Origin of the sequence: Sphingomonas sp. H160509 (assembly GCF_024124765.2) — a bacterium.
Classification (GTDB): domain Bacteria; phylum Pseudomonadota; class Alphaproteobacteria; order Sphingomonadales; family Sphingomonadaceae; genus Sphingomonas.
Genome location: NZ_JAMXSR020000002.1, coordinates 3,350,979 through 3,377,898 on the forward strand (window position 1 = coordinate 3,350,979; position 26,920 = coordinate 3,377,898).

A 26,920-nucleotide genomic window follows, 5' to 3' on the forward strand; every position below is an offset into this window, starting at 1 on the left:
TCGCCCCGAAAGGGCCGCAACGCCGCGCGCGGCGTCGCGGCCCTGCACACTCAAGCGGCAGGCGGGTCCTTCTTCGCGGTCGGCTTGCCGAACCCGACGAACAACCGCTCCAGCCCTACCGTGACCGAGTCCAGCACCTTCGCGAACTCCGGCGGCAGCGCGTTCGTCTCGCTCCGCGGTGGCTCCGGCGTATCCCCGGCAAACGGACCATTGCCCTGCGGCTTGGTAGGCTCGGCCGCCACGTCCGGCTCGCCCTTCGACGCTGCAGGCTCAGCCTGTGCCAAGGACGAGGTAGGGGAAGGCGGGGCAGGAGGCGTAGGCGGCGTCGGCCGAGCACTCGACTTCGCGTCATGCTTCGAGATCGCCGTAGCCGCGGCCATCAGCCCCGCCGCGATCATTTGCCGCCCGACCGGCGTCCCCATCTGCCGCGCGATGGTAGCAGCAATCCCCGCGAACGGCGCGCCGCCTTCATGCTTGCGACCCTCATGCTTGTGCGCATCATGCTTGTGCCCGTCATGCGCATGGCCCCTCATGCCCAGCACCCGAGTGCCCCTGAGCCGCCGCCATCTCGGCCTCGCGCTCACGCCGCTTTCGCTCGTCCTTCTTCTTGCCCATGTCGTCCTCTGTGCCATTCCGCGTCAGTGTGTACGAACAAGATAATACACCGATACCGGAGTGCAACCCCGGCGCCTTCGCCCCGTCCAGCCGCGACGGTCGCTCAGTTGCCGGACCAGGCGCCTGGCAATCGCCACGTCACTTTTTGCGTCGCGTGGCTGACCATCGGCTTGCCGTCGAAGCCAAGCGCGGGTGTGTAGCGCGCATGCCGCATGATCGCGCTGCAGGCCGCCTTGTCGAGTTCGACCTCGCCGCTCGTCACCACGGGCCGGCAATCGGCAACCCGCCCGTCGAGGCCGATCGTCCACAGGACCGTCGACGTCCCCTGCGCACCCTTGCCGACGATCGTCCTCGGGTAATCGTCGGGTCCGATCCAGTATTCGGGCCGCGTCGTCGCCTTGGCAGGCTGGGCGATCTTCGCACGCTCGGCCGGGTCGATCCCCCACTGCTTGGCCGTCGAATCATTGCATTTGGCCAGGGCCTCGAACGCGGCCTTCGCACTTGGCATCGCGAACGCCCAGCCCGGCATCTTGTCCGGGGTGATGCGCAGGACGGCATCGGCGGGCAGCGTTTCGAACAGCGTGGCATCGACCTGCATGCGCGTCATCCGCTTGCCCGAAGCCTGGGTCGGATAACTCTCGTACCGGCTGTCATCCGATCTCCTGCCGACTATGTCGATCTTCGCCTGCCCCAGCCGCATCGTTACGCCACGATCGTTGGTGTAGACCATCAGCTCTAGCGTAGACGCCAGCGGCAGCCGACGCAGCGCAAGAATCGTCTCCGCCCTGCCGGTGCCATAGCTGCGGCCGAGCATGCAGGCGGTCGCGCCATAATCGACGTTCCACTTGCTCGCCGGCGTCAACGGCGCGGCCGCGGTCGGCTCGGCCAGCGCGGCGGCGGCAGCAGCGGCGGCGGCCAGCGCCAGCATCAACGGCATCCGGATATACTCGTCATCGCATCATCCCTTGCACCCCGTCACGTTCGCCGGTTCTCCAAAATACGCCGCCCGGTGGCAAGCCGCGTCGACGCCTCGATCGCCCGTCGCGCAATCGGCTGCGCAATCGATCATCGCCGATGAACTGGCACCCGGCCTCATGCATTCCTATCTCTCCCACTAGTCTCCCGATCAGAACAGAAGTAGAACCAGCCTCATGCTGACAAAGATTTCCGTACGCGGCGCGCGCGAGCACAACCTCAAGGACGTCGACATCGACATCCCCCGCGACACGCTCACGGTGATCACCGGCCTCTCCGGCTCGGGCAAGTCGAGCCTCGCCTTCGACACGATCTACGCCGAGGGCCAGCGCCGCTACGTCGAGAGCCTCAGCGCCTATGCCCGCCAGTTCCTCGAACTGATGCAGAAGCCCGACGTCGACCACATCGAAGGCCTGTCGCCCGCGATCTCGATCGAGCAGAAGACGACGTCGCGCAACCCGCGCTCGACCGTCGCCACCGTCACCGAGATCTACGATTACATGCGCCTGCTCTGGGCGCGCGTGGGCATCCCGTACTCGCCCGCCACCGGCGAACCCATTGCCGCGCAGACCGTGTCGCAGATGGTCGACCGCGTCATGGCGCTCCCCGAGGGCACGCGCCTGTACCTGCTCGCCCCCCGTCGTCCGCGGCCGCAAGGGTGAGTACCGCAAGGAACTCGCCGAGTGGCAAAAGGCGGGCTTCGCGCGCGTCCGCATCGACGGCACGATCCACGACATCGACGAGGCCCCCGCGCTCGACAAGAAGTACAAGCACGACATCGAAGTCGTCGTCGACCGCTTGGTGGTAGGCGGCGAGATCGCCACGCGCCTCGCGGAATCGTTCGAAACCGCACTGAAACTCGCCGACGGCCTCGCCTATGTCGACCCCGCCGACCCGGTCGAGCCGCACACCCCCCAAGTCCGAGATCCTCGGCAACAACGCCCCCGACGGCCGCATAGTGTTCAGCGAAAAATTCGCATGCCCGGTCAGCGGCTTCACCATCTCCGAGATCGAGCCACGCCTGTTCTCGTTCAACGCACCCCAAGGCGCATGCCCGGCCTGCGACGGCCTCGGCGAGAAACTGCTGTTCGACGAAGACCTCGTCGTCCCCAACCACATGCTCAGCATCAAGAAGGGCGCGGTCGTCCCCTGGGCGAAATCCAACCCGCCGTCGCCCTATTACATGCAGGTCCTCGGCAGCCTCGCGCGCGAGTTCAAGTTCGACATCGAGACGCCCTGGTCCGACCTCCCGCCGGAGGTCCAGAGCACCATCCTGCACGGCTCGAAGGGCAAACCCGTCACGCTCACCTTTATCGACGGCAAGAAGAAATACGACGTCAGCAAGCCGTTCGAGGGCGTCATCGGCAACCTCAACCGCCGCATGCTCCAGACCGACTCCGCCTGGATGCGCGAGGAGCTGAGCAAGTACCAGTCCGCCGCCCCCTGCGAAGTCTGCGGCGGTGCGCGCCTGAAGCCCGAAGCGCTCGCGGTCAAGATCGCGATGAAGGACATCTCCTACGCCACGCATCTCTCGGTGGTCGACGCGCTCCAGTTCTTCACCGACATGCCGCAGCATCTCGGCGACCAGCAGAACGCGATCGCCGAACGCATCCTGAAAGAGATCGTCGAGCGCCTGGGCTTCCTCAACAATGTCGGCCTGGACTACCTCAACCTCGACCGCACCTCTGGCACGCTCAGCGGCGGCGAAAGCCAGCGCATCCGCCTCGCGAGCCAGATCGGGAGCGGCCTGTCGGGCGTGCTCTACGTTCTCGACGAGCCCTCGATCGGCCTGCACCAGCGCGACAACGACATGCTCCTCAAGACGCTCCGCCGTCTGCGCGATCTCGGCAACACCGTGCTCGTCGTCGAGCATGACGAGGACGCGATCCGCACCGCCGACTACATCATCGACATGGGCCCGGGCGCCGGCGTCCGCGGCGGCCAGGTCGTCGCGCAGGGCACGCTGAAGCAGATCCTCAAGTCGAAGGGCAGCATCACCGCCGACTATCTCAACGGCACGCGCGAGGTGCCGGTCCCAACCACGCGACGGAAAGGCAACGGCAAGAAGCTCACCGTCCACAACGCGGTCGCCAACAACCTGCGCGGCGTCACCGCCAGCCTCCCCCTCGGCACCTTCACCTGCATCACCGGCGTCTCCGGCTCGGGCAAGTCGAGCTTCACGATCGACACGCTCTACGCCGCCGCCGCACGCGAGCTAAACGGCGCGCGCATCGTCCAGGGCAAGCACGACAAGATCACCGGCCTCCAGTATCTCGACAAGGTCATCGACATCGACCAGTCGCCGATCGGCCGCACCCCGCGCAGCAACCCCGCCACCTATACCGGCAGCTTCACGCAGATCCGCGACTGGTTCGCCGGCCTGCCCGAATCGCAGGCGCGCGGCTACAAGCCCGGCCGCTTCAGCTTCAATGTCAAGGGCGGCCGCTGCGAGGCGTGCCAGGGCGACGGCGTGCTCAAGATCGAGATGCACTTCCTCCCCGACGTCTACGTCACCTGCGACGTCTGCCACGGCGCGCGCTACAATCGCGAGACGCTCGAGGTGAAGTTCAAGGGCCATTCGATCGCCGACGTGCTCGACATGACGGTCGAGGACGCCGCCGAGTTCTTCAAGGCGGTCCCCCGATCCGCGACAAGATGGCGATGCTGGTCGAGGTCGGCCTCGGCTACGTCAAGGTCGGCCAGCAGGCGACGACGCTCTCGGGCGGCGAAGCGCAACGCGTCAAGCTCGCCAAGGAACTCTCGCGCCGCGCCACCGGCAACACGCTCTACATCCTCGACGAACCCACCACCGGTCTCCACTTCGAGGACGTGCGGAAATTGTTGGAAGTCCTCCACGCGCTGGTCGAGCAAGGCAACACGGTCGTCGTGATCGAACACAATCTCGACGTCATCAAGACCGCCGACTGGGTCCTCGACCTGGGCCCCGAAGGCGGCGTCAAGGGTGGCGAGATCGTCGCCGAAGGCACGCCAGAGAAGGTGGCGAAGGCGAAGGGCAGCTTTACCGGGAAGTATCTGGCTCCGTTGCTGGAGAAGCGGGCGGCGGCGGGTTAAGGCCGACTCATTCAGTAGCGATAGCTTCAGGCTTTACTGTCACCTTTTCTTTACCTGCAGGAAAAATTCCTAACAGTCGTTTTGGAAGTTCGATCGTGAAATCTTTTGAAAGGTAGTCTTTTAGGTGATCGCGGAGCATCTGCATTTTTAGATTTGTTCTAAGCTGGTAGGATTCTTCGTCGGTTAACGAAAGGCCATGTTCAGAAGAAAACGAAACGTCTTTTGCGATGATGCTAATTTTTGTAAGACTCAATCGCTGATTATTGATCTTCATTATTTCGGATATAAAAACACGCGCCACTTTATACGATGCTGTAATAACCGCGACAGCAATAGTTACATATGGGACTCTGGATATCATCAGTGCTTCAATATTGATATCTTTGTCGCTACTTATTATAAAGCTTAGATCTGCTGCGCCCTTTATAAGAAGTATGAACATTATAGTGATTATGAGCAATGGTATTGCCAGGATAGCTAGATATTGGCGAATGCTTTTACTGCCTTGATCGACAAAGCCTACAATCTTAGATGGAAATAGGTTGATATTTTCTTTCAGTAATTTTAGTGTAGATTGGGCGTCGGCAATATCTTTTCTTAAAGATGCTGCCGATTTTTGCGAGTTCTTGTGCTCTAGGTCAAGCGAGGATGCTCGTGAAAGCGAGGATTTTAGAGATTCTTCGGACGCGCTATTCTGGGTAATTAGCTCGTTACGTACTAAAGCGAGTTCATCGATATTCTTTTTTATGCCGAGCTATTGCTGATTTATTCTGGTTTATCTCGCGCTGGGTTGCCGCCCTTTCAAGATCAGCCTTTTCCGCCAAGAGTGTTTTGGCTTTGGCAGATTCTACTGACCGGTTAATAACGCGGATAGCGTCTGATTTATATTCTTCGATCAAAGATAGGTTGTCGATAGCCGCAGATATATTTGACGGTTCCAAGCCAAATACAGTGACGCTATCGATTGAGGGATTTGCAAAATATACCGACGGGGGACGAAACGCGAACTTTCGACAAATAGCATTTAGTACTAACTTGTATTCGCTAGATTCAACGCGGAATGTGCCCGTTTTTTCTTTTCCATTGGCATCCATCCACATGAAATCAAATTCATGAAATTCAGAATAGCCCGTCGCGCTGATCGTGATCGCTGAAACTATCGCGGGTTCGGTAAACCTATATTCAAACCATCTATGTCGACCTTCCACTGGCTTGGTTTCGGTGCAAGTGGCAATTAGCTTTGTCGTTCTGTTTGACTGTTTATCAAAAAAAATTAAACGGGAATTCCTGAATGTTAGAATCCGTAACATCGTCGATTTTATCAGCTAATTGAGCTACTACAAGCTCACCAGTTTCGGCCACGGATCCGCTCCTCCAAGACACTTCTCTAATTACTGTGGAGCATCCCAGTTTAGAGCCGGTTACGTCAATCCCGCGATAGTCCGAAGTGCAGCATTGATCCGCCCCTGCCACCCGGGCCCGCCCTCGCGAAACTTCGCCAGCACATCCGGATCGAGCCGCAACGTCACTTGTTGCTTGGCCCGGTCGCGCAGGGGGAGGCCGCCCCTTCACTACGCCGTTCGGTCCCAGATAGCCCGTCGCTGGCCGGATCACCTTCCCGCCGATCGCCAACTCGGCGTGCTCGAACATTTCGTCCGTCCACTCCGGCGCGTCGTCGTTCGGATCAAGCGAGGTAGCGTTCAAATCGCGTGCGTTCTCGGGCATTGGCCTTCCTCATCGATATGACGCGCCGACCGTCTTCGGCGTCGACCCATATTACCACGACCATGCGATCTTCGAGCATGCCGATCGTCGAATAGCGCCGCTCGGGATACGCGACGCGCTCGTCCTCGAACTCGAACACCGTCCCCGCAAACACCTTGCCCGCATCGGCGAAATCGAGCCCTCGCTCCGCCAGCGTCCAAGCGCGCTTTATCGGGTCGAAGCTGATCTCCACATCCGACCCTTTATGTAACTACAACAATGCCGCCGTCAATGAGAGCATAGCGTGGCATCACGCTCAGCAAGGGTAATCGCATCGGTAACGGACGCACCTCGGTCGCTGGCACAAAGCGGAACCCCTGCCACCGACCGTCCGTTTCCGAGGCTGCATCAAAGGACATTCCCATGACCAAGCCTCACCCGCACACGCCCGCCCCCAGCCCCAAGCCAAACACCAAGACGTTAGGCATCAACGCGTTGTCGATCGGGGCGGCGGCGATCGGTCTCGGGGGTGCGTTGCTGGCGGTGTTCCTGCGCTCGAAGGCCAACCCCGCCGAGCATGCCGCGCCCGATCTCGCGCTCGACAAGCCCCGCCCGGGTGCGACCGATCGCGCGCCGGACGCCTTCCGCCCCGATCCCACCGCGGTCCCCACCAAGGCCGAGCGCGAGTCGCTCCGCCCCGCCACCGGCCCGGCCCCGTCGTTCGCCGCGGATCGCGGTTCGACGCTCGGCTGACCCGCCTTCCTGATCCTCCCCCGCAAGGGGGAGGTGGCTGGCGTTTGCCAGACGGAGGGGGAGGGGGCGACCACGTAGGTTCCGTGTCCTCCCCCTCCGTCACCTGCGGTGCCACCTCCCCCTTGCGGGGGAGGATGAGAATGGCCTGACGGTCGAAGCCTACCTGATGCCACCGCCCGTGCGTCGTTACCGCTGGCCGGATCGTCGAGTACGTCGAGCAGGTAAGCCTGTTTCCCCGCGAAGGCGGGGATCCAGACTGGGCTCCCGCCTTCGCGGGAGAACAATGAGGGCGTCGTATCGCGCACTAACGCGTGTTCGAAGTCGATAAACGCTGGTTCCATCACCCACGCCACCCCGTCATCCCCACTCCGTCATCCTGACGAACGTCAGGACCCAGAGCCAAAAGCGCCGTACCCCGTAACCCTGGTCCTGACTTTCGTCAGGATGACGAGGGTGGGGCGTCAGGACCAGGCCACCGCCCGAAACCGCTGGCCTACACACCCCGATCCGGCATACCTGATCGGTCCTCTCCGCAACGAGGATCGATCATGGCGAACACACCCACCCCGGACGATCCGCGACCCTGCCACTTGGCCAGGCGCGCCGCGCCCGCCCCCGGCCGCGCTACGAACCCCCCAATCCCCGACCATCTCCCCGACGCGGTCCGCCACGTCATGGCCTGGCAAGCGCATGTCGACGCCGGCCGGATCGGCACCCGCATCCCCGTATCGCCCGAGATCGCCGCCAACCGCGACCGCTGGACCGCGCTCGCCCGGACCATGCGCAAGTGGCCGCCGCTCTCCATGACCAGGGTGTCGACGCGCCACCCATCGACTCCTTCACGCGGCAAAATCGCCAACGTGTCGACGGCTGGTCCCCCGAGCGCCAGCGCGGCTTTCTCGAACGCATCGCCGAGGGCGCCACCGTCGACGAGGCCACCGCCAGCGTCGGCCTGTCGCCCCGCGCCGCGTACAGCCTGCGCCGCCGCGCAGCGGGCGCGGCGTTCGCGCTCGGCTGGGACGCCGCCAAGCTCGTCGCGCGGCCGATCGTCGCCGAGGCGCTGTTCTGTCGCGCGATGGTCGGCCAGATCGAGCGTCTCACAAAGCCCGACGGCGACGTGATCGAACGCCACCGCTTCGACAACCGCCTCGCCATGTCGCTGCTCGCCCGGCTCGATCGCCATGCCGAGGGAGAGCGAGACCACCAACGCCGCCGCCCGCCTGATCGCGACCGAGTTCGACGCGTTCCTCGACCTCGTCGAACGCGACGCAGGTCCCGCCCGCGCCGGCCTGTTTCTCGGCGAGCGTGTCCGATCGACCGACGCAGGGGGGAGGGGATGGCGCCGATCGTGGCGCTCGCCCGCGCGGACCGCTGGCTGCGCAGCAACGCCGGCCTCGCGTCGGAGATCGACGTCGCCGATCTCGATCCCGCCGCCCGCGCCGGCTGGACCGCCGAGCAATGGGCACGCGCCGAGGCCGCCGGGCTGCTCAGTCTCGCACCCGAACCTGTCGCCAAACCTGTGCCCCCCGAAACCTGCGCCCGCGACACCTGCGCCAGCGTCTGCACTTTCTGCACTTCCGGCCGTCGAACCGGGCGGGCCCGACGGTGAATGTCCGGTCTGGTGGGACGAGTTCACCAGTGCCTGGCGCACCCGCTTCCCGCCGCTGAGCGACTTCGACGAAGGCAATGGCGGCACTTTCGGCGACGACGGTTACAGCCGCGAATGTTCCCGGGAGGAGGCGATCATCCTCGATGCGCCGTACGACCGAGAGACCGCCGAGCGCGTCGTCGTCGAGGGCGCCGACCGCGACAGCTGGTTCATCGGCTATGCGGTAGGCTGCGGGCTTATCGAGGATGACGAGGTCGACGCGGTCGCCGCGACCGATATGGCGCGCGTCGCTGCGCTGGCCCGTGATTTCGATCCGGATCGGCCGAGAAAGCCTGACCCTGAACCCGGTAGCGCCGCTTCGTCCGGCGCCGGTCCCGGCCAGTCGCCCGGCCAGTCGCACGCTGCACCCAATCTGGCGCCGACGCCTGCGGACGCTGCACCCAAATCCGCCACCGGGCGTTCTCCCGCCATACGCATAGTCAACGGAGTACCCCCATGAGCATCTTCAGTAAGATCAAGTCCGCCATCTTCGGTGAGCACGGCCCGCTCGGCAGCGGCCATTTCGGCACGCCCAAGGCGGCGCCCGCTCCGGCACCCGCGCCTGCGCCGCAGACCACGGCCGCCCAGCCTGCACCGACGCCCGCCGCACCGACTTCGCAGGCCGCGCCCGCCGCGCCCGCCCAGGCTGTCGATGTCGAGGCCGTCCTCTCGGGCATCGCCTCGAAGAAGGGCTCCGACCTCAACTGGCGCACCTCGATCGTCGACCTGATGAAGCTGCTGGATCTCGATTCGAGCCTCGACAACCGCAAGGAGCTCGCTACCGAGCTCGGCTATACCGGTGCCAAGGACGGCAGCGCCGAGATGAACATGTGGCTGATAAAGGCCGTGATGCGTGAGCTGGCAAAGAACGGCGGTACCGTGCCCGCTAACCTCAAGGATTGATCTAGGATAGGCGCCGGCAACCAAATGCCGGCGCCGATCATTACGCCTTCAGTATCAACCCACTGAAAGGACACGAAATGCGCGTTGCGATGCTGGGCCTGTTGGCCGCCTCCACCATGGTCGCCGGTTGCGTTGGCGACGGGGGCAGCCGCTACGGCGTCGACCCGCGCTATCGTTCCTACGACTATAATCGTGTCGACCCTGCGTACGGCGGCTACGATGCCGGTCGCTACTACCGCGACGATGCACGGTATCGCGAGCGCCGCCTGTCGCGCAACGACCGCGTCTATCGTGGCAATGACGGCCGGTATTATTGCCGCCGCAACGACGGCACCACCGGTCTGATCGTCGGCGGAGTCGCGGGCGGCGTGCTTGGCAACGTCATCGCCCCCGGTGGCTCGGGCTTGCTCGGCACCGTGCTCGGTGCGGCCGGCGGTGCGCTCGCCGGCCGTGCGGTCGATCGCTCCAGCAACGACACCCGCTGCCGTTAAATCCCTCGACCGGCGTCGAAATATCGGCGCCGGTCGATCTAAATTATCGTCGTCGATGGCGGCGCACGGGAAAATAAAATCTGCGATAATCGACGCAGTTCTTGACCCATCTTACCGGCAAGATTTGCAATTCGGGCGGTCTTGGCCCATATAGCGCTCAGCTACAGTCGCATATCGACGGTTCTTGGCGCTTTGCGGCACCTTTCTCCTTCTTTCCCTGCTCCGCGGCACGGGTCGCCCGAACGTCGGGTTACTCTCTACTAAGAAGGAGCCACTTCATGGCTATCACCGGAACCGTCAAGTTTTTCAACGCCGACAAGGGCTATGGCTTCATCGCGCCGGATGGCGGCGGCAACGATGCATTCGTGCACATCACCGCGGTTGAGCGCGCCGGCATGCCGACGCTGAACCAGAACCAGCGCGTCACCTACGAGCTCGAGCCCGACAAGCGTGGCAAGCAGTCGGCCGTGAACCTCCAGCCAGCCGATTGATCTCGCTGGCGGATTATTGTCCGCCAACCTGATCTCGGTTGCGATGCGGCGGCCATAACGGTCGCCGCATCACCCCTTTGAAATTTCCCGCAGGAGCGCACCAGCATGGCCGATAATCCAGAATTTTACCGGGCCCGCGCTGATGAAGAGCGTCGCAACGGCGATGCCGCCCTCCTCGACAACGTCCGCGATCGCTGCCGCCGCGCCGAAAAGGCCTGGGACGACATGGCCTCACGCGCCGAACGCACCCAGATCCTCCGCGCCGCCCGCGAAGCCGCCCCTCCCGGTGGCGAACGCATGATGATCGGCACCCCCTCGATGGTCCCCGCCGAATAGGCCGGATCTCCGAGGTTCGATTTATTTGAGGAAAAACCCGGATGCAGCGATGCACCCGGGTTTTTCTTTGTGGTCATTAGAGAAGCCGTTTTCGCGCAGAGGCGCAGAGACCGCGAAGCTTTAGCTGAACCGCAGGTTCCCAAAATTAAATGTGACGTCCGCAGCTTAACCCCGAACGCAACACCTCCGCGTCCTCTGCGCCTCTGCGCGAACCAACTTCTGCGCCTGGCAAGGTGGTTGCCAGAAGGAATCCGTTGAACACGGTCGACGCGGTGCCATGGAAGCAGTCGCGGTGATTTACTTCAGCGGCTTACCCGTATCCTTCCACCTCTCGAGGATCTGCGATTCTGGCGGTAGCATGTCGGAAGCAGTCGGTATCGCCGGTGCCGGGGTAGCGGGCTTGGCCTGCGCAACATTCGCTACCACCGTAGCCGGCACCGGGACGGAGACAGCGCCAGCCGTGGCGGCTGCGATCATCTGCGGCGTGGGCGGCGCAATCGGTTGCACGGACATATGCGGCCCAGGCACCGGTTCGCCGCCAGCGTAGCGCTGGTTGAACGCAGCCGAAGTACCCCAATACCCCTTCCACCGGTGGAAGAAATGCGCGCCGACGACGTCGGTCATAACCATGCTCCGGTTCCACGCAGGCGTCACAGCGTAGGTATGATAGTGCGTCGCCAACCCGACCGGCGCGTAGACATACCCTGCGAGCGCCATGCCGGCAGCGCGCGCTGCACGGACCCACGCGGCACGCGCCGGCACCCGCGTCATCGCGCCGTCGCACGCGAAGCTGAACTGGCAGCCGGCATGTTCCGAGCCCTGATACACCACGCCGCACACCGTTCCCGGGAAGGCAGGATGCCGTGCCCGGTTGAGGATGACCTGCGCGACCGCCTGTTGGCCGGCATCGGGCTCGGATGCGGCTTCGTAATAGATCGCCGCGGTGAGGCATTGCAGCGCGCGGTCGCGGTCCAGCGCCGATGCACCGGCCATCGAGAAAGGCCGTGCGGGGACGATGCCCGCGTCGAGCGTCGCACCGGCTGGGATCGGCAAATCCGGGAGGTCGATGGTCCCCGTAACACCCGCCGCAGGGGCGGCGATCTCCTGCTCGGCCAGCATCGGGGTAGGAACTGAAACCTTCACCGAAGACGCGGCACTCGCGCGGTCGTGCGCCGCTTCACGCGCCGACATCGCCCGGAGCGTGGCATGCGCAGAGATTGCGGCGCCTATGATCAACAACGTGACGACCATCGTCGCCCAGATGCGTTTCATCAACCGAACCGTCTGCAACCTTACGCGCAATCGCTTTCCTCGTACTTGCGTGTCGAGCCGGGCATAGCCGATCTGGCCAGACCGATCGCGCACGGATTCAGTCCGTCCCACCGCGGGACGGACGGTCACCGTAGCAGCAAGCGCTTACCGTAAGGTTGCGGTGTCGAGCTTCAGCGCGGCCTCGGGGATGACCTCGACGTTCGGATAGGCTTTGCGCAGCGGTTCGATGAACTGCTTGGCGTCACCGACCACGACGATGCTCGCCGCCTTCGGATCGAGCAAGGCGACCGCCGCGGCCTGTACCGCCGCCGGATCGACTGCGCCAACCGCACCGGCGTAGCGCTGGAGTTCACCGAGCGGCACGCCATTCTGAACATAGGCGCCCAGGATTCCTGCAACGCCCGACGTCGTCTCGATCCCGCGCCCGAAATTGCCGACGAGCACGGCCTTGCGCGTGTCGAGTTCTGCGGCCGGCACGGGGGACGTCCCCATCCGCGTCATCTCGGCCGCGATCAGCGTGACGACTTCGGCAGCGGTTGGGTTCTTGGTCTGAGTCCGCGCCGCGACCGTGCCCTGCGTCTTCCCCGCATCAAGCCCGCTGCCTGCGCCATAGGCCAGACCACGCTTGATCCGGATTTCCTGGTTTAACCGGGACGAGAAGCCGCCGCCAAGGACCGTGTTGCCAACTGCTAGCGGATAATAGCGTGCATCCGACCGCGCGATCGCAGGACGCGCAACCACGACGCCCGCTTGACCCGCTTCTGGCATGTCGACGACGATGACACGAGGTTTCGGGTACGTGACCTGCGGCGTGCTCGCGGTTGCCGTGCTGGTCGATTTCCAAGAACCGAACTGCGCCTCCGCCAAAGCCTTGGCACGCGCCGCGGTGACGTCGCCGACCATGATCAGCGTTGCCTGGCTCGGCTGGAAGCTCCGCGCATACGCTGCCGTGATGTCGGTGCGCGTGATTGCCTTCAGCGACAGCGGCGTGCCCCCCGTTAGGCGCACCATAGGGCGATGCCCCCAGCACGGCACGATCCGCAACCAGACCCGCGACCTGCGCCGGATCCTTCAACGCGAGCGTCACCGCATCGACCTGCTGCGTTCGCGCGCGTTCGATCTCCTCGGGCGCAAACGCCGGATTGATCGCGACGTCGGCGAGGATCGCCATCGCCGGCGCAAGCTGGTCCGACTTCACGGTCACGTCGACCGCCGCGCCATCGCTGCCAGCCGAACTGCCGATCGCCCCGCCAAGTCCCTCGACCGCACGCGCGATCTGTGTCGCCGAGCGTGTCTTCGTGCCCTTGGTGAGCAGGTCCGCCGACAGGCTGCTGACACCCGCACGATTTGCCGGATCGGTCGCTGCACCACCGGCAGTCACGAGATACGCGGTGACGATCGGCAGGTCGTGTCGCTCGACCGTCACCAGCCGCATGCCGTTGGCGAGCCGCGTCTTCACAGGCTGCGGGATCGTTGGCGATACCGGCGCGCTTGGCGCTGGCGGCTGGACGCGCTGCCCTTCCGGCGCAGGCGTCACGATCTCGATATTCGCCGGCGCCTTCAGGTCTGCAACCTGCACCGTCGGTGCAACCGTGATCGCATCCGCGATACCGCCCGCAGGCTTGGCCGCGAGTGGCATGTACCGGATTGTCGCCGACTGGTTGTCGCCGAGGTATTTCCGCGCAACCCGCTTGATATCCGCCGCCGTCACCCGAGCAATGGCCGCCAATTGCTTGTCAGCCGCCTGTGGATCGCCGTCGACCAGCACGGCAGACGCCAGCGTGCTCGCCTTGCCCTCGGCCGTCTCGCGCGACTGGATCGACTGGGTCAGGATCTCGTTCTTCGCCTCCGCGAGTTCGGCCGCGGTCACCGGCGCATCGCGGAACCGGGCGACCTCCCGCTTCAACGCAGCCTCACCCGCCTCGACCGTCTTACCACCCGCGAGGATCGCGTAGACGACCATGTTGCCGGTCGCCTGCTTGGTATCCAGGAACGCCTCGGCCGACTGCGCGAGCTGGTCGCGGTACACGACGCTCTCGTACAGCCGCGAACTTTCGCCCGTCGCCAGCACCGCCTTCAGCACCGTCAACGCGGCGATATCCGCATCGCGATCCGCCGGCACATGATAGCTGACCAGCACCGCCGGCAACGGCGTGTTGGGCTCGTACACGGTGCGCGTTACCGCTTTCGTGCGCGCAGGCTCGGCCACCGTCACGCGCGGGATCGCCGCGCTCGGCTTCTTTATCCCCGCGAAATACTGGTCGACCCAGCTGTTCAACTGCGCCGGATCGAAGTTTCCCGACACGACCAGGATCGCATTGTCCGGCCGATAATAGGTCGCATGGAACGCCCGGACGTCATCGATCCCGGCGGCTTCAAGGTTCTCCAGGCTGCCGATCGTCCCGCGTGCATAGGGGTGCGTCGCATAGGCAATTGCCGGATAATAGAGCGAGAACAACTTGCCATACGGCCGCGAAAGCGTGCTCTGACGCAGTTCCTCCTTCACCACGTCGCGCTCCGAGCCGAAGCTCTTGGGCTCAACCACGAGGCTCGCCATCCGGTCCGCCTCCGCGAACAGCAGACGCTGGAGATGGTTGGCGGGGATCACCTCGTAATAATTGGTGTAGTCGTCGTTGGTCGACGCATTGTTGTAACCGCCGACATCCTCGGTCAGCCGATCCATCTGCTCCGACACGAGATTGCGCGTCGACTTGAACATGAGGTGTTCGAACATGTGCGCGAACCCGGACTTGCCCTTGGGATCGTCCTTCGAGCCGACGTCGTACCAGACCTGCACCGATACGTTCGGCGTGCCGGTGTCGCGGATCGCATACACCCGCAGGCCATTCGGCAGGGTGCGCTCGGTATAGGCGATCGGCTTCACCGAGACCTGCGTCGGGGCAGGTGCGGTCTGCGCCCCCACCGCTACCGGGAAAGAAGCTGCGGTCAGCAGCAAAGCGGAGCGGAGGAGGCGCATCGAGATCCTTACTTGTTGCGGTTCGCGAACAGCACCGCGCCCGCGATCGCCGCCGAGCCGATGCCGACGCCCAGGCCGATCTTCGCGAGCGGCCAGCTCTTGGTCTTCTCCGCGGCGTTGTGCGCGGCGGCTTCGGCCTGCAGCTTCGCCTCCCTTCGCGGCGGCGAGGATTTCGTTCGGGGTATCGCTGTCGATCTTGATGGTCACTTGGGCTCTCCTTCACTCTTCCGGGCATACACGCCACGGAAATCATTCGCGAACTGCGTCAACGTCCCCGAGGCGATCGCCGCCCGCAGATCCGCCATCAGCGTTTCGTAGAACCAGATGTTATGCTCCGTCATGAGCATCGCGCCAAGCATTTCGCCCGACCGGACGAGGTGATGCAGATACGCCCGGCCCCACGTCGCACAGACCGGGCAGGGGCAGGCGGGATCGAGCGGCCCCATATCCTCGGCGAACTTCGCATTACGGATGTTGATCGGCCCGGTGCGCGTGAACGCCTGGCCGGTGCGACCCGACCTGGTCGGCATCACACAATCGAACATGTCGATGCCGCGCTCGACCGCACCGACGATGTCGTCCGGCTTGCCGACCCCCATCAGATAGCGCGGCTTGTCGATCGGCAGCTGGTCCGGCGCGAAGTCGAGGCACCCGAACATCGCCTCCTGGCCCTCGCCAACCGCCAGCCCTCCGACCGCATAGCCGTCAAAGCCGATATCGATCAAAGCATCCGCCGAAGACTTCCGGAACCCTTCGTTCAACGCACCCTGCTGGATCCCGAAGATCGCGTTGTTCTCGGCATGCGCCTCGCCGCTGTCGAACGCTGCGCGCGACCGCTTCGCCCAGCGCATCGACCGCTCCATCGCCGCCGCCTGCACTTCTCGCGTCGACGTCGTGGGCACCAGTTCGTCGAACGCCATGACGATGTTCGAGCCGAGCAGCCGCTGGATCTCGATCGAGCGCTCGGGGCTGAGCAGATGCCGCGTGCCGTCGAGGTGCGACTTGAACGACACGCCCTCCTCGGAGCGCTTGGTCAGGTCGGCAAGGCTCATAACCTGATAGCCGCCGGAATCGGTGAGGATCGGCTTCGACCAGCCCGAAAACGCGTGCAGACCACCCAGCTTGGCGACCCGCTCGGCGCCCGGTCGCAGCATCAGATGATAGGTGTTGCCGAGGATGATGTCCGCGCCCGCGCCCACCACGTCGGCGGGCTTCATCCCCTTGACGGTCGCGGCGGTGCCGACCGGCATGAACGCGGGCGTGCGGATGTCGCCGCGCTGCATCGCGATGACGCCGGTGCGTGCCTTGCCATCGGTAGCGGAGATCGTGAAGTCGAAGCGGGGACGGGTGGTCATACTACTTTTTCTTGCGAATGCCGTAGCGATCGCCGGCCGGCGCGCCGCGGATGGTGATGAGTTCGGCGCGAGTCAGCATGCCATCCTTGTCGCGGTCGAACCGCGTGAAGAACTGCGCGAACCTTGCCTGGAGTTCGGCGAGCGTGATCCGGTTGTCGCCATCGCGATCGACTTCGAACGGGCTCGGCAATGCGTTACGATCGCCCAGCCACGCCTGCGCCCAGTCGGCAAAGGCGATGTACCCGATCGATCCGGTCGCAGCACCCTCGGCGGTGGCATAGCTCCGCGCGACGCCCGCGGTCAGTTCCGCCTGCGTCACGCGGCCATCACCGTTCGCATCGCATGCGGCGATGAACAGCGCGGCGGGCTCGGCGAAGATCGTCGCGGGCGGCTGCGGCGTGCCCGCGGGCGGCGGTGCGGCGGTAATGGCCTGGAGAAAAGCAAGGGCGAGCAGCATGCCGCCCGTCATGGCAGCAGAAGCGAGGCGTCGCCATAGCTGTAGAAGCGATACTTTTCAGCGATCGCATGCGCATACGCCGCCTGCATCCGCTCGCGTCCCATCAGCGCCGACACGAGCATGAACAACGTCGAGCGCGGCAGATGGAAATTGGTCATCAAGCCGTCGATCCCGCGAAACCGATAACCCGGAGTGATGAAGATCGCGGTGTCGCCGTCGAATGGGCGGATCACGTCGTCCTCGCCCGTCGCGCTCTCGATCAGCCGGAGCGACGTAGTCCCCACCGCGATCACGCGACCATTGTTCGCGCGGACCGCGTTGAGCCGATCGGCGGTGGCGGCATCGATCCGGCCCCATTCGGCGTGCATCTTGTGCTCGGTGGTGTCGGTCGCCTTCACGGGAAGGAACGTCCCCGCGCCGACATGCAGCGTCAGCGTCGCATGACCGATCCCCCGCCGCCTCGAGCGCCGCCATCAATCCTGGCGTGAAGTGCAGTGCCGCCGTCGGCGCTGCGACTGCTCCCGGCTCGGACGCGAACATCGTCTGGTAATCGTCCGCATCGCGTTCGTCGGTCGGGCGCTTGCCGGCGATATACGGGGGCAGGGGGCATGTGGCCCGCGCGTTCCAGCAGCAGTTCGACCGGCTCGTCGCCCGCGAACACCAGCGCGTAGCTCCCATCGTCCTCGCGATCGACTGCCGCTGCGCTGACGCCGTTGCCAAACTCGATCACGTCGCCGTCACGCAGTCGCCGCGCGTTGCGGATGAACGCACGCCACCGCCTTGGCCCCTCGCGCTTGTGTAGCGTCGCGCCGATCTTGGCATCGCCGCGCCGCCCGTCGAGCTGCGCCGGGATCACGCGCGTATCGTTGAACACGAGCAGGTCGCCACGCCGCAGCAGCGACGGCAGGTCTGATACGCCTGCATCCGTGGTGCGATCACCTTCGATCACCAGCATCCGCGCGGCATCACGCGGCGCCGCGGGGCGGAGCGCGATGTTGTCGGTCGGCAGGTCGAAGTCGAAAAGGTCGACGTTCAACGTGGAGTCACTTCTTTGCAGGAGCCTTCTTTACCGGCGCCTTGCGAGCGGTCGGCGCGAGCTTTGGCTTGGCAGCGTTCGGACCCGAAGCCGTCCCCGGCAACGTCACCGGCGCACCGAGTGCGGGGGCAGGCGGCCCAGCCATATACGCCGGAGGATTATCCGCCGCGATATACGCGTGGACGATCCGCGACGGGTTCGCCGGCGGCTCGCCACGCTCGATCGCGTCGACATACTGCATCCCGTCGAGCACGCGACCGAACACGGTGTATTTCTTGTCGAGGCTCAGACGCGGCTGGAACACGATGAAGAACTGGCTGTTCGCGCTATCCTCCTTGTCCGACCGCGCCGCCGAGACGGCACCACGGACGTGCGGCAGATAATTGAACTCCGCCTTCACGTCGGGGAGCGTCGAGCCACCGGTGCCGTCGCCCTTGGGATCGCCACCCTGCGCCATGAAGCCATCGATCACGCGGTGGAACGCGAGGCCGTCATAGAAATGCTGGCGGGTCAGCGTCTTGATCCGCTCGACCATCAGCGGCGCGACGTCGGGCCGAAGCCAGATCGTGACGCGCCCGCCGGTCGAAAGATCGAGCAGCAGCAGGTTCTGCGTATCCGTGGTCAGGGGCGGGGTCGCGCGAACGGCAGGCGCCACGACTTCCTTCTTCTGCGCTGCACCAGCCGGTACCGTGACCAGGCACCCGAGCAACGCGAACATTCCGACGAAAAAGCGCATCAAATTCCCACTCGAAAGAGGCCCGGCGCAACCAGGCTGCCGCCACTTAGAGCAAATCCCCGCTTGCGCCAATCTGAACGTGATGGGGATCGCTGCTCCCCTCCCTGAAAGGGAGGGGCCGGGGGTGGGTAGACTCGCTCGAGCCTCAAACGTGCAACCAAGCGGAACCCGACCCACCCCCAACCCCTCCCTTCCAGGGAGGGGCGAAGAAGGTCAGCTGCCCTTGCGGCCGATCTTCTCGACCCGCGCTACCACCTCTTCGCGCACCGACTCCGGCACGAACTTGGCGATATTCCCGCCGTACAGCGCGATCTCCTTGACCAGCCGGCTGGCGATCGGCTGCAACGCGACGTCGGCCATCAGGAACACCGTCTCGACGCGCGGATTGATCTGCTGGTTCATCCCCGCCATCTGATATTCGTACTCGAAATCGGCGACCGCGCGCAGGCCCCGGACGATCACCTTCGCCCCCTGCCGCTCGGCAAAATCCATCAGCAGCGAATCGAACGCGACCACCTCGATATCGCCATCGACGTCCGCGACCTCGCGACGCACCGTCGCCATCCGCTCCTCGATCGTGAACATCGGCGACTTGGACGGGTTGGTCGTCACCCCGATCACCAGCCGGTCGACCAGCTTCGCGCCGCGCCGGATGATGTCCATATGACCGAGTGTCACGGGATCGAACGTCCCCGGGTAAACCCCAATCCGTGCCGTCATGCCGATCTCCCCGGTTGTAGTTCTAGCGGTCGCGTTCGAGCACGAAACGGGCGACATCCCGCAACAGATCGGCTTCCTTGCCATAGCTGTGCAGATGCGCGACCGCCTGGTCGACGAGCATCCGCGCCTGCTCGCGCGCACGCTCGGGCCCGAGCAGCGATAGGAACGTCTCCTTGCCCGCGACCTCGTCCTTGCGCAGCGACTTGCCGACGACCGCCTCGTCGCCCTCGGCATCGAGCAGATCGTCGGCGATCTGGAACGCCAGCCCAAGGTCATGCGCATACCCGCGAAGCCCCACGCGACCTTCCGGCGGCAGCCGCCCGAGAATCGCCCCCTGCCTCGACCGACGCCGAGATCAGTGCACCCGTCTTCATCTGCTGCAACCGCGTGACGGTGTTGAGGTCGAAGCGCGTATTCTCAGCCTCGATGTCCATCTTCTGGCCGCCGGCCATGCCGTTCGGCCCGGACGCCCGCGCGAGGTCCATGACCAGTTCGATCCGGACGAACGGATCGGCATGCGTTGCTGGATCGGCTAGAATCTCGAACGCCATCGCGTGCAGGCAATCGCCCGCCAGAATCGCGGTCGCCTCGTCGAACACCTTGTGCACGGTGGGCTTGCCGCGGCGCATGTCGTCGTCGTCCATCGACGGCAGATCGTCGTGGATCAGCGAATAGACGTGGATCGCCTCGATCGCCGTCGCTGCCCTAGCGGAGCATTCGCGCGCCACGTCGAACAGATTTGCGGTCGCGAACACCAGCAAGGGCCGCAGTCGCTTGCCGCCACCGATCGCCGCGTGCCGCATCGCGCGGTACAGGTCGCCGCGCGGATCGTCCGGAATGGTCAGCAGCTGGTCGAATTGCCGGTCGATCTCCGCGGAGACCTCGGCAAGCGCGGCATCGAGCGTGACGGGCATCCCGCTCACCGCGTCAGCCCGCCGCGAACGGGCGGACGCCGGCAGGCTTGCCGTCGCCGTCGAGCCGGATCGCCTCGATCCGTGCCTGCGCCGCATCGAGCCGGTCGGCGCAACGCTGGCGCAGCTTGTTGCCGCGCTCGTACAGCTCGATCGCCTGCTGAAGCGGCGTGTCGCCACTTTCCAGCTTCCCGACGATAAGCTCGAGTTCCTTCAGTGCATCCTCGAACGCGAGGTCTTCGATCGGCGTGTCCATGTCCGTCGCTATGGCGCAGGCACGCGACGAGGGTCAAGGACGCGCGAGAGCGCGCCGGATACGCGACACGCTTACCGCAGGCGGTTGACAGTCCAGGTGTATAATACCGAGACACCGACCAGCCCGAAATCGACGACGGCCTGCATCCGGTGTGGCGAAGGGTCGCTCTTGTCGTGCGTAATCAGCCGGAAGTCTGCGGTCGGATGACGCACGGCGAGTGTCACAAGGCCAAGCCCCGCCACCGCCAGCACAAGTTTCCGGTTCCGCATCGTCGATCTCCCAGACTTGCGATCATGGCTCACACGTTGCCGTTTCGCAAGCGCAACGGCCTTACGCTGCAATCGGCAGTATGCCTGCGTCGCGCGACCGATCGCGCCCGGCGCCCTTGGCCGCGAACAGCGCGCGATCGGCGCTGCGATACAGCGCCTTCCAGTCCGATTCGCGCTGCAGCCCCGTACAGCAGCCGATGCTGGCGGTTATCGCCATGTCGAACGGCATGCGCTGGCTGCGCAATCGCTCGAGGATCGTGTCGGGCAGGACCGGCGTGGTCGCATCGATGAGAATGGCGAACTCCTCGCCGCCGATCCTCGCGACCAGAGCGTCGGGCGGCACCGCGTTGCGCAACACCCGCGCCACGACCCGCAGGACTTCGTCGCCGCCATCGTGGCCGATGGTTTCGTTGACGTGCTTGAAGTGATCGACGTCCGCGATCAGCAGCATCTGATCGCCCGACCGTCCGATCGCGCGATCCAGGAATGCACGGCGATTGAGCAGCCCCGTCAGCGGTTCGGTATCCGCCAGCAACCGCGCCGCGATCTCCTGTTCACGCGCGTCGTCGCGTTCGACGCTTAGCAGGCGAATCCGGTACGCGATCGCCAAACTGGAGAGCAGCGCCTCTAGCATCATAGAGATCATCGTGGAGTTATCGATCCAGAAACTCCACGACATCAGCCCCAGCGCACCGGCGATCCGCAGGCTGGCGAAGACGATGGGCGCGCCCCAGGCGAGCGTGAACATCCAGAGATAGCTGCTCCGGACCCGCCAAGCTCGGTACAGCACCGGCGGCACCAGCGCGATCAGCGGGATGTAACTGAGCGTCAGCAACCGATCGAGCCAGTAGATCTGCCACGGCGCCAGGATCGCAAACGCAATTCCGGCCGTGGCGAGCGTCGCGAGCGCCACGTTGCTGGCGGGGCGCGGCCAACCATCGAACACCGCACGCTCGAAAAAAGCGCGTGCGAAGACCAGGACCATGCCCGCACAAATCGCCAGCAAACATACGTTGAGTTTCAAGCGGACGTTGTTGTCGAGCGACGGCACAAGCTGGCCCAGCGCGGCCGACGACGAAAAGGCGTACCCGAGCAAGCACAGCACCAGCAGGCAATAGACCGGCTGGAACGACTGTCGAAGCGCACCCCACAACGCGAGATTGTAGACGATCAACGCGATCGCCATCCCGCCGAAGCTTGCATACAGCGCCGACAGGATGATCTCGCTCTCTGCGGCTTCCGCGGCCGTTGCGAGTGTCGGCCCGAGTACGACGCCCCGCAAATTCGCCGAACCCTCGACGTGCCAAAGCAGGCGGACGGGGGGCGCAACGTGCGGCGGCAGCGTCAGAGATAGGGTTGCGCCGATCATGAGATGGCGGCCGGACGTGCGACTGGTGAACCCGGTACGGCGGATTGCGCCGTCTGCATAAAGAACGAAGAGCGTGACGCGATCCTGCCAGACGCTCGCGGTCAGGGCACGCAGATCAGGGATGTGCGTCAGGTTCGTCGGCAAAGCCTGCGACAGAACCCAGAAATCGCCGGACCCATAGGCCGACTGGGGCGTGGTGCAGTCGAACCGTGAAGGCGTTCAAAACAAGGCAGGTACGGAAAGCCCTGGGGTAGCCCGCGTAATACAGACATCGAGCAGTTGCCCGGTCCGGGCCTCGGCCGGTGCAGCACCGAGCATCGCCAACGCCGTCGCAACGATGCCGATGAGCCAAGTGATACGAAACCCGAACGTCATGCAGACACCGTCTAAGCCGCCTTCGCCAATTAATGGTAAAGAGGCGCCCGCACGACGGCGTAATCAATCGGATTTCGACCATACTGGATCGATTTATGCTGATTTGGCTCGCAATTCGAACCACGCTATCGGCATCGTGAAGTCGCTTCGTCATAAACGCAGATCGTGTCTCAACGACAGAACAGGGCGCGAGCCGAAAGAGGATTGGTAGAATTTGAAGTGCTGTTCATCCAGCTTTTCCAAATCAAACCTGGTCCAGCTCGCGCTGAACCAGGTTGATAGTCGTCAGCTGGCCTCGACCGTCTCGGTCTTGCCCTTCTTCTTGGGCTTCTTCGGCGCGGCAGGCTCGATCGCGAACGACAGCGCGCCGTCCTTCATCTTCACCGTCACCTCGCCGCCATGGACCAGCTTGCCGAACAACAGTTCCTCGGCGAGCGGCTGCTTGATCTTCTCCTGGATCAGGCGACCCATCGGTCGTGCGCCGTACAGCTTGTCATAGCCCTTGGTCGTGAGCCACGCCTTCGACTCGTCGTCGAGGACGATATGCACGCCGCGATCCGCCAGCTGGAGTTCGAGCTGGAGGATGAACTTGTCCACCACGCGTGCCACCACTTCGGTCGGCAGATACCCGAACGGCACCACCGCATCGAGACGGTTGCGGAATTCCGGCGTGAACATCTTCGTCACGGCGACCTCGTCCTCGCCCTCACGCGACAGGTTGCCGAAGCCGACTGTCTCGCGCGCCATGTCGCTGGCACCCGCATTGGTCGTCATGATCAGGATGACGTTGCGGAAGTCGACCGACTTGCCGTGCTGGTCGGTCAACCGCCCGTTATCCATCACCTGCAACAGGATGTTGAACAGGTCCGGATGCGCCTTCTCGATCTCGTCGAGCAGAAGCACGCAATGCGGGTTCTGGTCGATCGCGTCGGTCAGCAAACCACCCTGGTCGAACCCGACATAGCCCGGGGGCGCACCGATCAGACGACTGACCGAATGCCGCTCCATATATTCGGACATGTCGAACCGCTGGAGCGGAATGCCGAGGATCGTCGACAGCTGCTTGGCGACTTCGGTCTTGCCGACACCCGTGGGCCCGGTGAACAGGTAGTTGCCGATCGGCTTCTCCGGCTCGCGCAGGCCCGCCCGCGCCAGCTTGATCGCCGACGACAGCTTCTCGATCGCCGCATTCTGCCCGAACACCACGCGCTTCAGATCCGTCTCGAGCGTGGCAAGCGCCAGCTTGTCGTCGGTTGAGACCGACTTCGGCGGGATGCGTGCCATCGTCGCGATGACCTGCTCGATCTCCTTCGGCGTGATCGTCTTCTTGCGCTTGTTCGGCGGCACCAGCATCTGCATCGCGCCGACCTCGTCGATCACGTCGATCGCCTTGTCCGGCAGCTTGCGGTCGTTGATGTACCGCGCCGACAGCTCGACCGCCGACTTAATCGCATCGGGCGTGTACTTGACGTTGTGGTGATCCTCGAACGCCGAGCGCAGGCCGGCAAGGATCTTGATGGTATCCTCGATCGTCGGCTCGTTCACGTCGATCTTCTGGAAGCGCCGCAGCAGAGCGCGGTCCTTCTCGAAGTGATTGCGGAACTCCTTGTACGTCGTCGAACCGATGCATCGGATCGTGCCGCCCGACAAAGCCGGCTTGAGCAGGTTTGACGCATCCATAGCGCCCCCACTCGTCGCACCCGCACCGATCACGGTGTGGATCTCGTCGATGAACAGCACCGCGTCGGGCAGCTTCTCGAGCTCGTTGACGACCGCCTTCAAGCGCTCCTCGAAGTCGCCACGATACCGCGTCCCTGCCAGCAACGCGCCCATGTCGAGCGAGTAGATGACGGCAGGCAACAGCACGTCGGGCACGTCGCCCTCGACGATCTTGCGCGCCAGGCCTTCCGCGATCGCGGTCTTGCCGACGCCGGGATCACCAACATAGAGCGGGTTGTTCTTCGACCGGCGGCACAGGATCTGGATCGTGCGATCCACCTCCGGCCCGCGCCCGATCAGGGGATCGACCTTGCCGTTCTTGGCCTTCTCGTTGAGGTCGACCGTGAATTGCTTGAGCGCGCTTTCCGTCTTGCCCTTCTCCTGTCCCTTGGCCGGCTTCTCGTCGTCCGCACCCTTTGGCGTGGATGCTTCGGTCGCCTGCTGTCCGCCCTTGCCGACACCGTGGCTGATGAAGCTGACCGCATCGAGGCGGCTCATGTCCTGCTGTTGCAGGAAATAGACGGCATAGCTCTCGCGCTCGCTGAACAGGGCGACGAGCACGTTGGCACCGGTCACTTCGTCGCGGCCCGAGGACTGGACGTGCAGGATCGCGCGCTGGACGACGCGCTGGAACCCGCTGGTGGGCGAGGGGTCGGTCGCCGCATCGACCTTCAGCGCGTCGAGTTCGCTGTCGAGGTAGTGCGAGACGGTATTCTTCAGATCGCCGATCTCGACGTTGCACGCGGTCATGACCTTCGACGCATGTTCGTCGTCGATCAGCGCGAGCAGCAGATGCTCCAGCGTCGCATATTCGTGACGCCGGGACGATGCCGCCTCGAGCGCCTTGTGCAGCGTGGTCTCGAGGGCGGGTGCAAATGATGGCATTTACAATACTCCTGTCGGGCCGCGAGAACGCGAGCCCTTTGCCACTATGTCGGAACTGATATCGGTCGCATCAAGCACTTGAACCCGGCCCCCGTCCGTTCCTGCGCTGCCTAAATGCGACGCTTGTGGAGGCGGGCAGCGCGATCACCGCCTGAACAGGTCGTCGGCGCTGGCGCGGTGACTGACCGCGCGGTCCTTCTTCAGCTGGCAGCGCGCGATCTCGCCCTGCAGCACGGTGATCCGCGCATCGAGCTCGGCGACCGACAACGGATCGAGGTCCTGTCGCACGAGCGCGTCGAGCAGATCGTCGGGACGGGAGGGGGTGTCGTCCGGTTCCATAGTTTCTGTAACGTTGACCCGCACCCGAGTGATGTCAATAAGGCGCGGAAATCTAAAGGGACGTGACGAGCAATGACCGCGATACCCGAAAATCAATCCAGTAACTTACGTGTACCCGAAGTGATGAAGGCGATCGATCCGGAACAGCCCGGCGGTCCCGAAGTGCTGGTCCTCGTCGACCGTCCCGTGCCCAAGCCGGGGCAGGGTGAGGTGCTGGTCAAGGTGGCGGCCGCCGGGGTCAACCGCCCGGAGGTCATGCAGCGCCAGGGCAAGTATCCGCCGCCGCCGGGTGCCCCCCTCGATCCTCGGCATGGAGATCTCCGGCACGATCGTCGCGGTCGGCGAAGGCGTCGGCGATGAACAGGTCGGCCAGCTCGTCTGCGCGCTGATCTCCGGCGGTGCGTATGCGGAATACGCGGTCGCACCGTTCGGCCAGTGCTTGCCCGTCCCCGAGGCACTGACGATGGTCGAGGCGGCGGCGATGCCCGAGACGTTGTTCACCGTCTGGACCAACCTGTTCGAGCGCGCCTACGCGATGGAAGGCGACACCGTCCTTGTCCACGGCGGCACCAGCGGCATCGGCACGATGGCGATTGCCCTGTGCAGCGTCTTCGGCATCGACATTATCGTCACGGTGGGCTCGAAGGCCAAGTGCGAGGCGGCATTGAGCCTCGGCGCCACCCACGCGATCGACTACAAGTCGGAGGATTTCGTCGAGCGCGTGAAGCAGATCACCAACGGCAAGGGCGTCGCCGCGGTGCTCGACATGGTCGGTGGCGACTACGTCCCGCGCAACCTGCAATGCCTCGCGGAAGACGGCCGGCATGTGTCGATCGCGGTCATGGGCGGCGCGACGGCGACCGTCCCCCTGTTCGAGATCATGCGCCGCCGCCTGACGCTGACCGGCTCCACGCTCCGCCCGCGTGACACCGCGTTCAAGTCGCTGGTCGCCGACGAATTGTCGCGGACGGTGTGGCCGCACGTCGAAGCGGGCAAGCTGAAGCCCGTGATCGACCGCGTGTTTGCCTTCGCGGACGCGCCGGCGGCGCACACCCGGATGGAAGCAGGCGACCACGTCGGGAAGATCGTGCTGACGATGGAGTGAGGAGGGGCGGGCATTCTAATCGCCTTGCCGCACCCCTTCCGTCGCCCCAGCGAAAGCTGGGGTATCTCCGTTTAACGGCCGACATCCCCCCATACACCACCACCCTGGCGAAGGCCGGGGCCCAATTGGGGGACGGTGCCGATCGAGCGCA

The 26,920-nt window shown here is 64.4% G+C and carries 24 protein-coding genes and 5 pseudogenes; 8 read left to right on the forward strand and 21 right to left on the reverse strand.

Going from position 1 to position 26,920, the window contains the following annotated elements; all coding sequences use genetic code 11:
* Positions 1–50 precede the first annotated feature (50 nt).
* Both NHF48_RS18215 and NHF48_RS18220 read right to left on the reverse strand, forming a co-directional pair.
* Positions 51–542: a hypothetical protein gene (locus NHF48_RS18215; RefSeq protein WP_253071897.1), complete on the reverse strand. Its 492-nt coding sequence runs from the start codon at positions 540–542 to the stop codon at positions 51–53.
* Between the two features lie 176 nt (positions 543–718).
* Positions 719–1,552 carry an energy transducer TonB gene (locus NHF48_RS18220; protein WP_253071899.1) on the reverse strand — a complete coding sequence of 278 codons (834 nt, stop codon included), beginning with the start codon at positions 1,550–1,552 and terminating at the stop codon, positions 719–721.
* A gap of 214 nt (positions 1,553–1,766) precedes the next feature.
* On the opposite strand from NHF48_RS18220, the pseudogene uvrA reads away from it, so the two are divergent.
* Positions 1,767–4,662 (forward strand): annotated as a pseudogene (gene uvrA / locus NHF48_RS18225) (excinuclease ABC subunit UvrA).
* 7 nt (positions 4,663–4,669) lie between these two features.
* Here uvrA and NHF48_RS18230 read toward each other — a convergent pair.
* From NHF48_RS18230 to NHF48_RS18245, 4 genes are all read right to left on the reverse strand, one after another.
* The gene (locus NHF48_RS18230; RefSeq protein WP_253071900.1) at positions 4,670–5,104 is read right to left on the reverse strand and encodes a hypothetical protein; all 435 of its coding nucleotides are present in this window, start codon (positions 5,102–5,104) and stop codon (positions 4,670–4,672) included.
* A 286-nt stretch (positions 5,105–5,390) separates the two neighbouring features.
* Entirely contained in the window at positions 5,391–5,972 is a 582-nt protein-coding gene (locus tag NHF48_RS18235; protein ID WP_253071901.1) for a hypothetical protein, read from the reverse strand.
* A gap of 111 nt (positions 5,973–6,083) precedes the next feature.
* The gene (locus NHF48_RS18240; RefSeq protein ID WP_342454689.1) at positions 6,084–6,191 is read right to left on the reverse strand and encodes a BrnA antitoxin family protein; all 108 of its coding nucleotides are present in this window, start codon (positions 6,189–6,191) and stop codon (positions 6,084–6,086) included.
* Positions 6,192–6,346: 155 nt separating this feature from the next.
* Complete coding sequence (locus NHF48_RS18245; RefSeq protein WP_253071902.1) at positions 6,347–6,619, reverse strand: BrnT family toxin; 273 nt, start codon at positions 6,617–6,619, stop codon at positions 6,347–6,349.
* Positions 6,620–6,789: 170 nt separating this feature from the next.
* Between NHF48_RS18245 and NHF48_RS18250 the strand changes: the two genes are divergently transcribed.
* A complete protein-coding gene (locus NHF48_RS18250) occupies positions 6,790–7,119 on the forward strand; it encodes a hypothetical protein (RefSeq protein WP_253071903.1) in 330 nt (109 codons plus the stop codon).
* Between the two features lie 493 nt (positions 7,120–7,612).
* Here the strand turns inward: NHF48_RS18250 and NHF48_RS18255 are convergent, their stop codons facing one another.
* Positions 7,613–8,323, reverse strand: coding sequence for a hypothetical protein (locus NHF48_RS18255; RefSeq protein ID WP_263816929.1), 711 nt, complete (start codon positions 8,321–8,323; stop codon positions 7,613–7,615).
* Between NHF48_RS18255 and NHF48_RS18260 the strand changes: the two genes are divergently transcribed.
* From NHF48_RS18260 to NHF48_RS18280, 5 genes are all read left to right on the forward strand, one after another.
* Positions 8,301–9,227, forward strand: coding sequence for a hypothetical protein (locus NHF48_RS18260; protein WP_253071905.1), 927 nt, complete (start codon positions 8,301–8,303; stop codon positions 9,225–9,227). The two genes, NHF48_RS18255 and NHF48_RS18260, sit on opposite strands and share 23 nt — an antisense overlap.
* On the forward strand, positions 9,224–9,670 hold the full coding sequence (locus NHF48_RS18265; protein WP_253071906.1) for a DUF3597 domain-containing protein: 447 nt from the start codon (positions 9,224–9,226) through the stop codon (positions 9,668–9,670). The genes NHF48_RS18260 and NHF48_RS18265 overlap by 4 nt, the downstream gene beginning before the upstream one ends.
* A gap of 77 nt (positions 9,671–9,747) precedes the next feature.
* Positions 9,748–10,161, forward strand: a complete 414-nt coding sequence (locus tag NHF48_RS18270) for a glycine zipper 2TM domain-containing protein (protein WP_156362209.1) — start codon at positions 9,748–9,750, stop codon at positions 10,159–10,161.
* Between the two features lie 278 nt (positions 10,162–10,439).
* Positions 10,440–10,652, forward strand: coding sequence for a cold-shock protein (locus NHF48_RS18275; protein ID WP_031394996.1), 213 nt, complete (start codon positions 10,440–10,442; stop codon positions 10,650–10,652).
* Positions 10,653–10,757: 105 nt separating this feature from the next.
* Positions 10,758–10,988, forward strand: a complete 231-nt coding sequence (locus NHF48_RS18280) for a hypothetical protein (protein WP_056060610.1) — start codon at positions 10,758–10,760, stop codon at positions 10,986–10,988.
* Between the two features lie 297 nt (positions 10,989–11,285).
* Here NHF48_RS18280 and NHF48_RS18285 read toward each other — a convergent pair whose 3' ends face one another.
* The 14 genes and pseudogenes from NHF48_RS18285 to NHF48_RS18350 all read right to left on the reverse strand — a co-directional run bounded on the left by NHF48_RS18285 (position 11,286) and on the right by NHF48_RS18350 (position 25,664).
* The gene (locus tag NHF48_RS18285; RefSeq protein ID WP_253071907.1) at positions 11,286–12,353 is read right to left on the reverse strand and encodes a cell wall hydrolase; all 1,068 of its coding nucleotides are present in this window, start codon (positions 12,351–12,353) and stop codon (positions 11,286–11,288) included.
* A gap of 51 nt (positions 12,354–12,404) precedes the next feature.
* Positions 12,405–13,271, reverse strand: a complete 867-nt coding sequence (locus NHF48_RS18290) for a M16 family metallopeptidase (protein ID WP_253071908.1) — start codon at positions 13,269–13,271, stop codon at positions 12,405–12,407.
* A 142-nt stretch (positions 13,272–13,413) separates the two neighbouring features.
* Positions 13,414–15,237: pseudogene (locus tag NHF48_RS18295) on the reverse strand (M16 family metallopeptidase); the annotation flags it as partial.
* A 203-nt stretch (positions 15,238–15,440) separates the two neighbouring features.
* Positions 15,441–16,592, reverse strand: a complete 1,152-nt coding sequence (gene tgt / locus NHF48_RS18300) for a tRNA guanosine(34) transglycosylase Tgt (RefSeq protein WP_253071909.1) — start codon at positions 16,590–16,592, stop codon at positions 15,441–15,443.
* Between the two features lies 1 nt (position 16,593).
* Positions 16,594–17,061, reverse strand: coding sequence for an EF-hand domain-containing protein (locus NHF48_RS18305; RefSeq protein WP_253071910.1), 468 nt, complete (start codon positions 17,059–17,061; stop codon positions 16,594–16,596).
* Positions 17,058–18,085 (reverse strand): annotated as a pseudogene (queA, locus tag NHF48_RS18310) (tRNA preQ1(34) S-adenosylmethionine ribosyltransferase-isomerase QueA). Before queA ends, NHF48_RS18305 begins: the two are co-directional and overlap by 4 nt.
* A gap of 7 nt (positions 18,086–18,092) precedes the next feature.
* The gene (locus tag NHF48_RS18315; RefSeq protein ID WP_253071911.1) at positions 18,093–18,821 is read right to left on the reverse strand and encodes a peptidylprolyl isomerase; all 729 of its coding nucleotides are present in this window, start codon (positions 18,819–18,821) and stop codon (positions 18,093–18,095) included.
* 213 nt (positions 18,822–19,034) lie between these two features.
* A complete protein-coding gene (coaD, locus tag NHF48_RS18320) occupies positions 19,035–19,541 on the reverse strand; it encodes a pantetheine-phosphate adenylyltransferase (protein WP_056060588.1) in 507 nt (168 codons plus the stop codon).
* A 22-nt stretch (positions 19,542–19,563) separates the two neighbouring features.
* Positions 19,564–20,455 (reverse strand): annotated as a pseudogene (locus tag NHF48_RS18325) (polyprenyl synthetase family protein).
* Between the two features lie 13 nt (positions 20,456–20,468).
* The gene (locus NHF48_RS18330; protein ID WP_056060585.1) at positions 20,469–20,708 is read right to left on the reverse strand and encodes an exodeoxyribonuclease VII small subunit; all 240 of its coding nucleotides are present in this window, start codon (positions 20,706–20,708) and stop codon (positions 20,469–20,471) included.
* Positions 20,709–20,779: 71 nt separating this feature from the next.
* Entirely contained in the window at positions 20,780–20,977 is a 198-nt protein-coding gene (locus NHF48_RS18335; RefSeq protein WP_253071912.1) for a hypothetical protein, read from the reverse strand.
* A gap of 61 nt (positions 20,978–21,038) precedes the next feature.
* Entirely contained in the window at positions 21,039–22,490 is a 1,452-nt protein-coding gene (locus NHF48_RS18340) for a GGDEF domain-containing protein (RefSeq protein ID WP_253071913.1), read from the reverse strand.
* Between the two features lie 516 nt (positions 22,491–23,006).
* Positions 23,007–25,325 (reverse strand): ATP-dependent Clp protease ATP-binding subunit ClpA, encoded by a 2,319-nt coding sequence (gene clpA / locus NHF48_RS18345; RefSeq protein WP_253071914.1) that lies wholly within the window; start codon positions 25,323–25,325, stop codon positions 23,007–23,009.
* Positions 25,326–25,469: 144 nt separating this feature from the next.
* Positions 25,470–25,664, reverse strand: coding sequence for a DUF1192 domain-containing protein (locus tag NHF48_RS18350; protein WP_056060574.1), 195 nt, complete (start codon positions 25,662–25,664; stop codon positions 25,470–25,472).
* 123 nt (positions 25,665–25,787) lie between these two features.
* Between NHF48_RS18350 and NHF48_RS18355 the strand changes: the two are divergent.
* Positions 25,788–26,769, forward strand: a pseudogene (locus NHF48_RS18355) (NAD(P)H-quinone oxidoreductase).
* The last annotated feature ends 151 nt before the right edge of the window (positions 26,770–26,920 follow it).

What these genes read in the sequence shown, in the direction of transcription:
- NHF48_RS18220 (WP_253071899.1), bottom strand. Translation starts at nt 1,552, where the DNA reads ATGCCGTTGATGCTGGCGCTGGCCGCCGCCGCTGCTGCCGCCGCCGCG.
- NHF48_RS18230 (WP_253071900.1), bottom strand. Translation starts at nt 5,104, where the DNA reads ATGTTCATACTTCTTATAAAGGGCGCAGCAGATCTAAGCTTTATAATA.
- NHF48_RS18235 (WP_253071901.1), bottom strand. Translation starts at nt 5,972, where the DNA reads ATGTTACGGATTCTAACATTCAGGAATTCCCGTTTAATTTTTTTTGAT.
- NHF48_RS18250 (WP_253071903.1), top strand. Translation starts at nt 6,790, where the DNA reads ATGACCAAGCCTCACCCGCACACGCCCGCCCCCAGCCCCAAGCCAAAC.
- NHF48_RS18260 (WP_253071905.1), top strand. Translation starts at nt 8,301, where the DNA reads ATGCCGAGGGAGAGCGAGACCACCAACGCCGCCGCCCGCCTGATCGCG.
- NHF48_RS18265 (WP_253071906.1), top strand. Translation starts at nt 9,224, where the DNA reads ATGAGCATCTTCAGTAAGATCAAGTCCGCCATCTTCGGTGAGCACGGC.
- NHF48_RS18270 (WP_156362209.1), top strand. Translation starts at nt 9,748, where the DNA reads ATGCGCGTTGCGATGCTGGGCCTGTTGGCCGCCTCCACCATGGTCGCC.
- NHF48_RS18275 (WP_031394996.1), top strand. Translation starts at nt 10,440, where the DNA reads ATGGCTATCACCGGAACCGTCAAGTTTTTCAACGCCGACAAGGGCTAT.
- NHF48_RS18280 (WP_056060610.1), top strand. Translation starts at nt 10,758, where the DNA reads ATGGCCGATAATCCAGAATTTTACCGGGCCCGCGCTGATGAAGAGCGT.
- NHF48_RS18290 (WP_253071908.1), bottom strand. Translation starts at nt 13,271, where the DNA reads ATGGTGCGCCTAACGGGGGGCACGCCGCTGTCGCTGAAGGCAATCACG.
- tgt (WP_253071909.1), bottom strand. Translation starts at nt 16,592, where the DNA reads ATGACCACCCGTCCCCGCTTCGACTTCACGATCTCCGCTACCGATGGC.
- NHF48_RS18305 (WP_253071910.1), bottom strand. Translation starts at nt 17,061, where the DNA reads ATGACGGGCGGCATGCTGCTCGCCCTTGCTTTTCTCCAGGCCATTACC.
- NHF48_RS18315 (WP_253071911.1), bottom strand. Translation starts at nt 18,821, where the DNA reads ATGCGCTTTTTCGTCGGAATGTTCGCGTTGCTCGGGTGCCTGGTCACG.
- coaD (WP_056060588.1), bottom strand. Translation starts at nt 19,541, where the DNA reads ATGACGGCACGGATTGGGGTTTACCCGGGGACGTTCGATCCCGTGACA.
- NHF48_RS18330 (WP_056060585.1), bottom strand. Translation starts at nt 20,708, where the DNA reads ATGGACACGCCGATCGAAGACCTCGCGTTCGAGGATGCACTGAAGGAA.
- NHF48_RS18335 (WP_253071912.1), bottom strand. Translation starts at nt 20,977, where the DNA reads ATGCGGAACCGGAAACTTGTGCTGGCGGTGGCGGGGCTTGGCCTTGTG.
- clpA (WP_253071914.1), bottom strand. Translation starts at nt 25,325, where the DNA reads ATGCCATCATTTGCACCCGCCCTCGAGACCACGCTGCACAAGGCGCTC.
- NHF48_RS18350 (WP_056060574.1), bottom strand. Translation starts at nt 25,664, where the DNA reads ATGGAACCGGACGACACCCCCTCCCGTCCCGACGATCTGCTCGACGCG.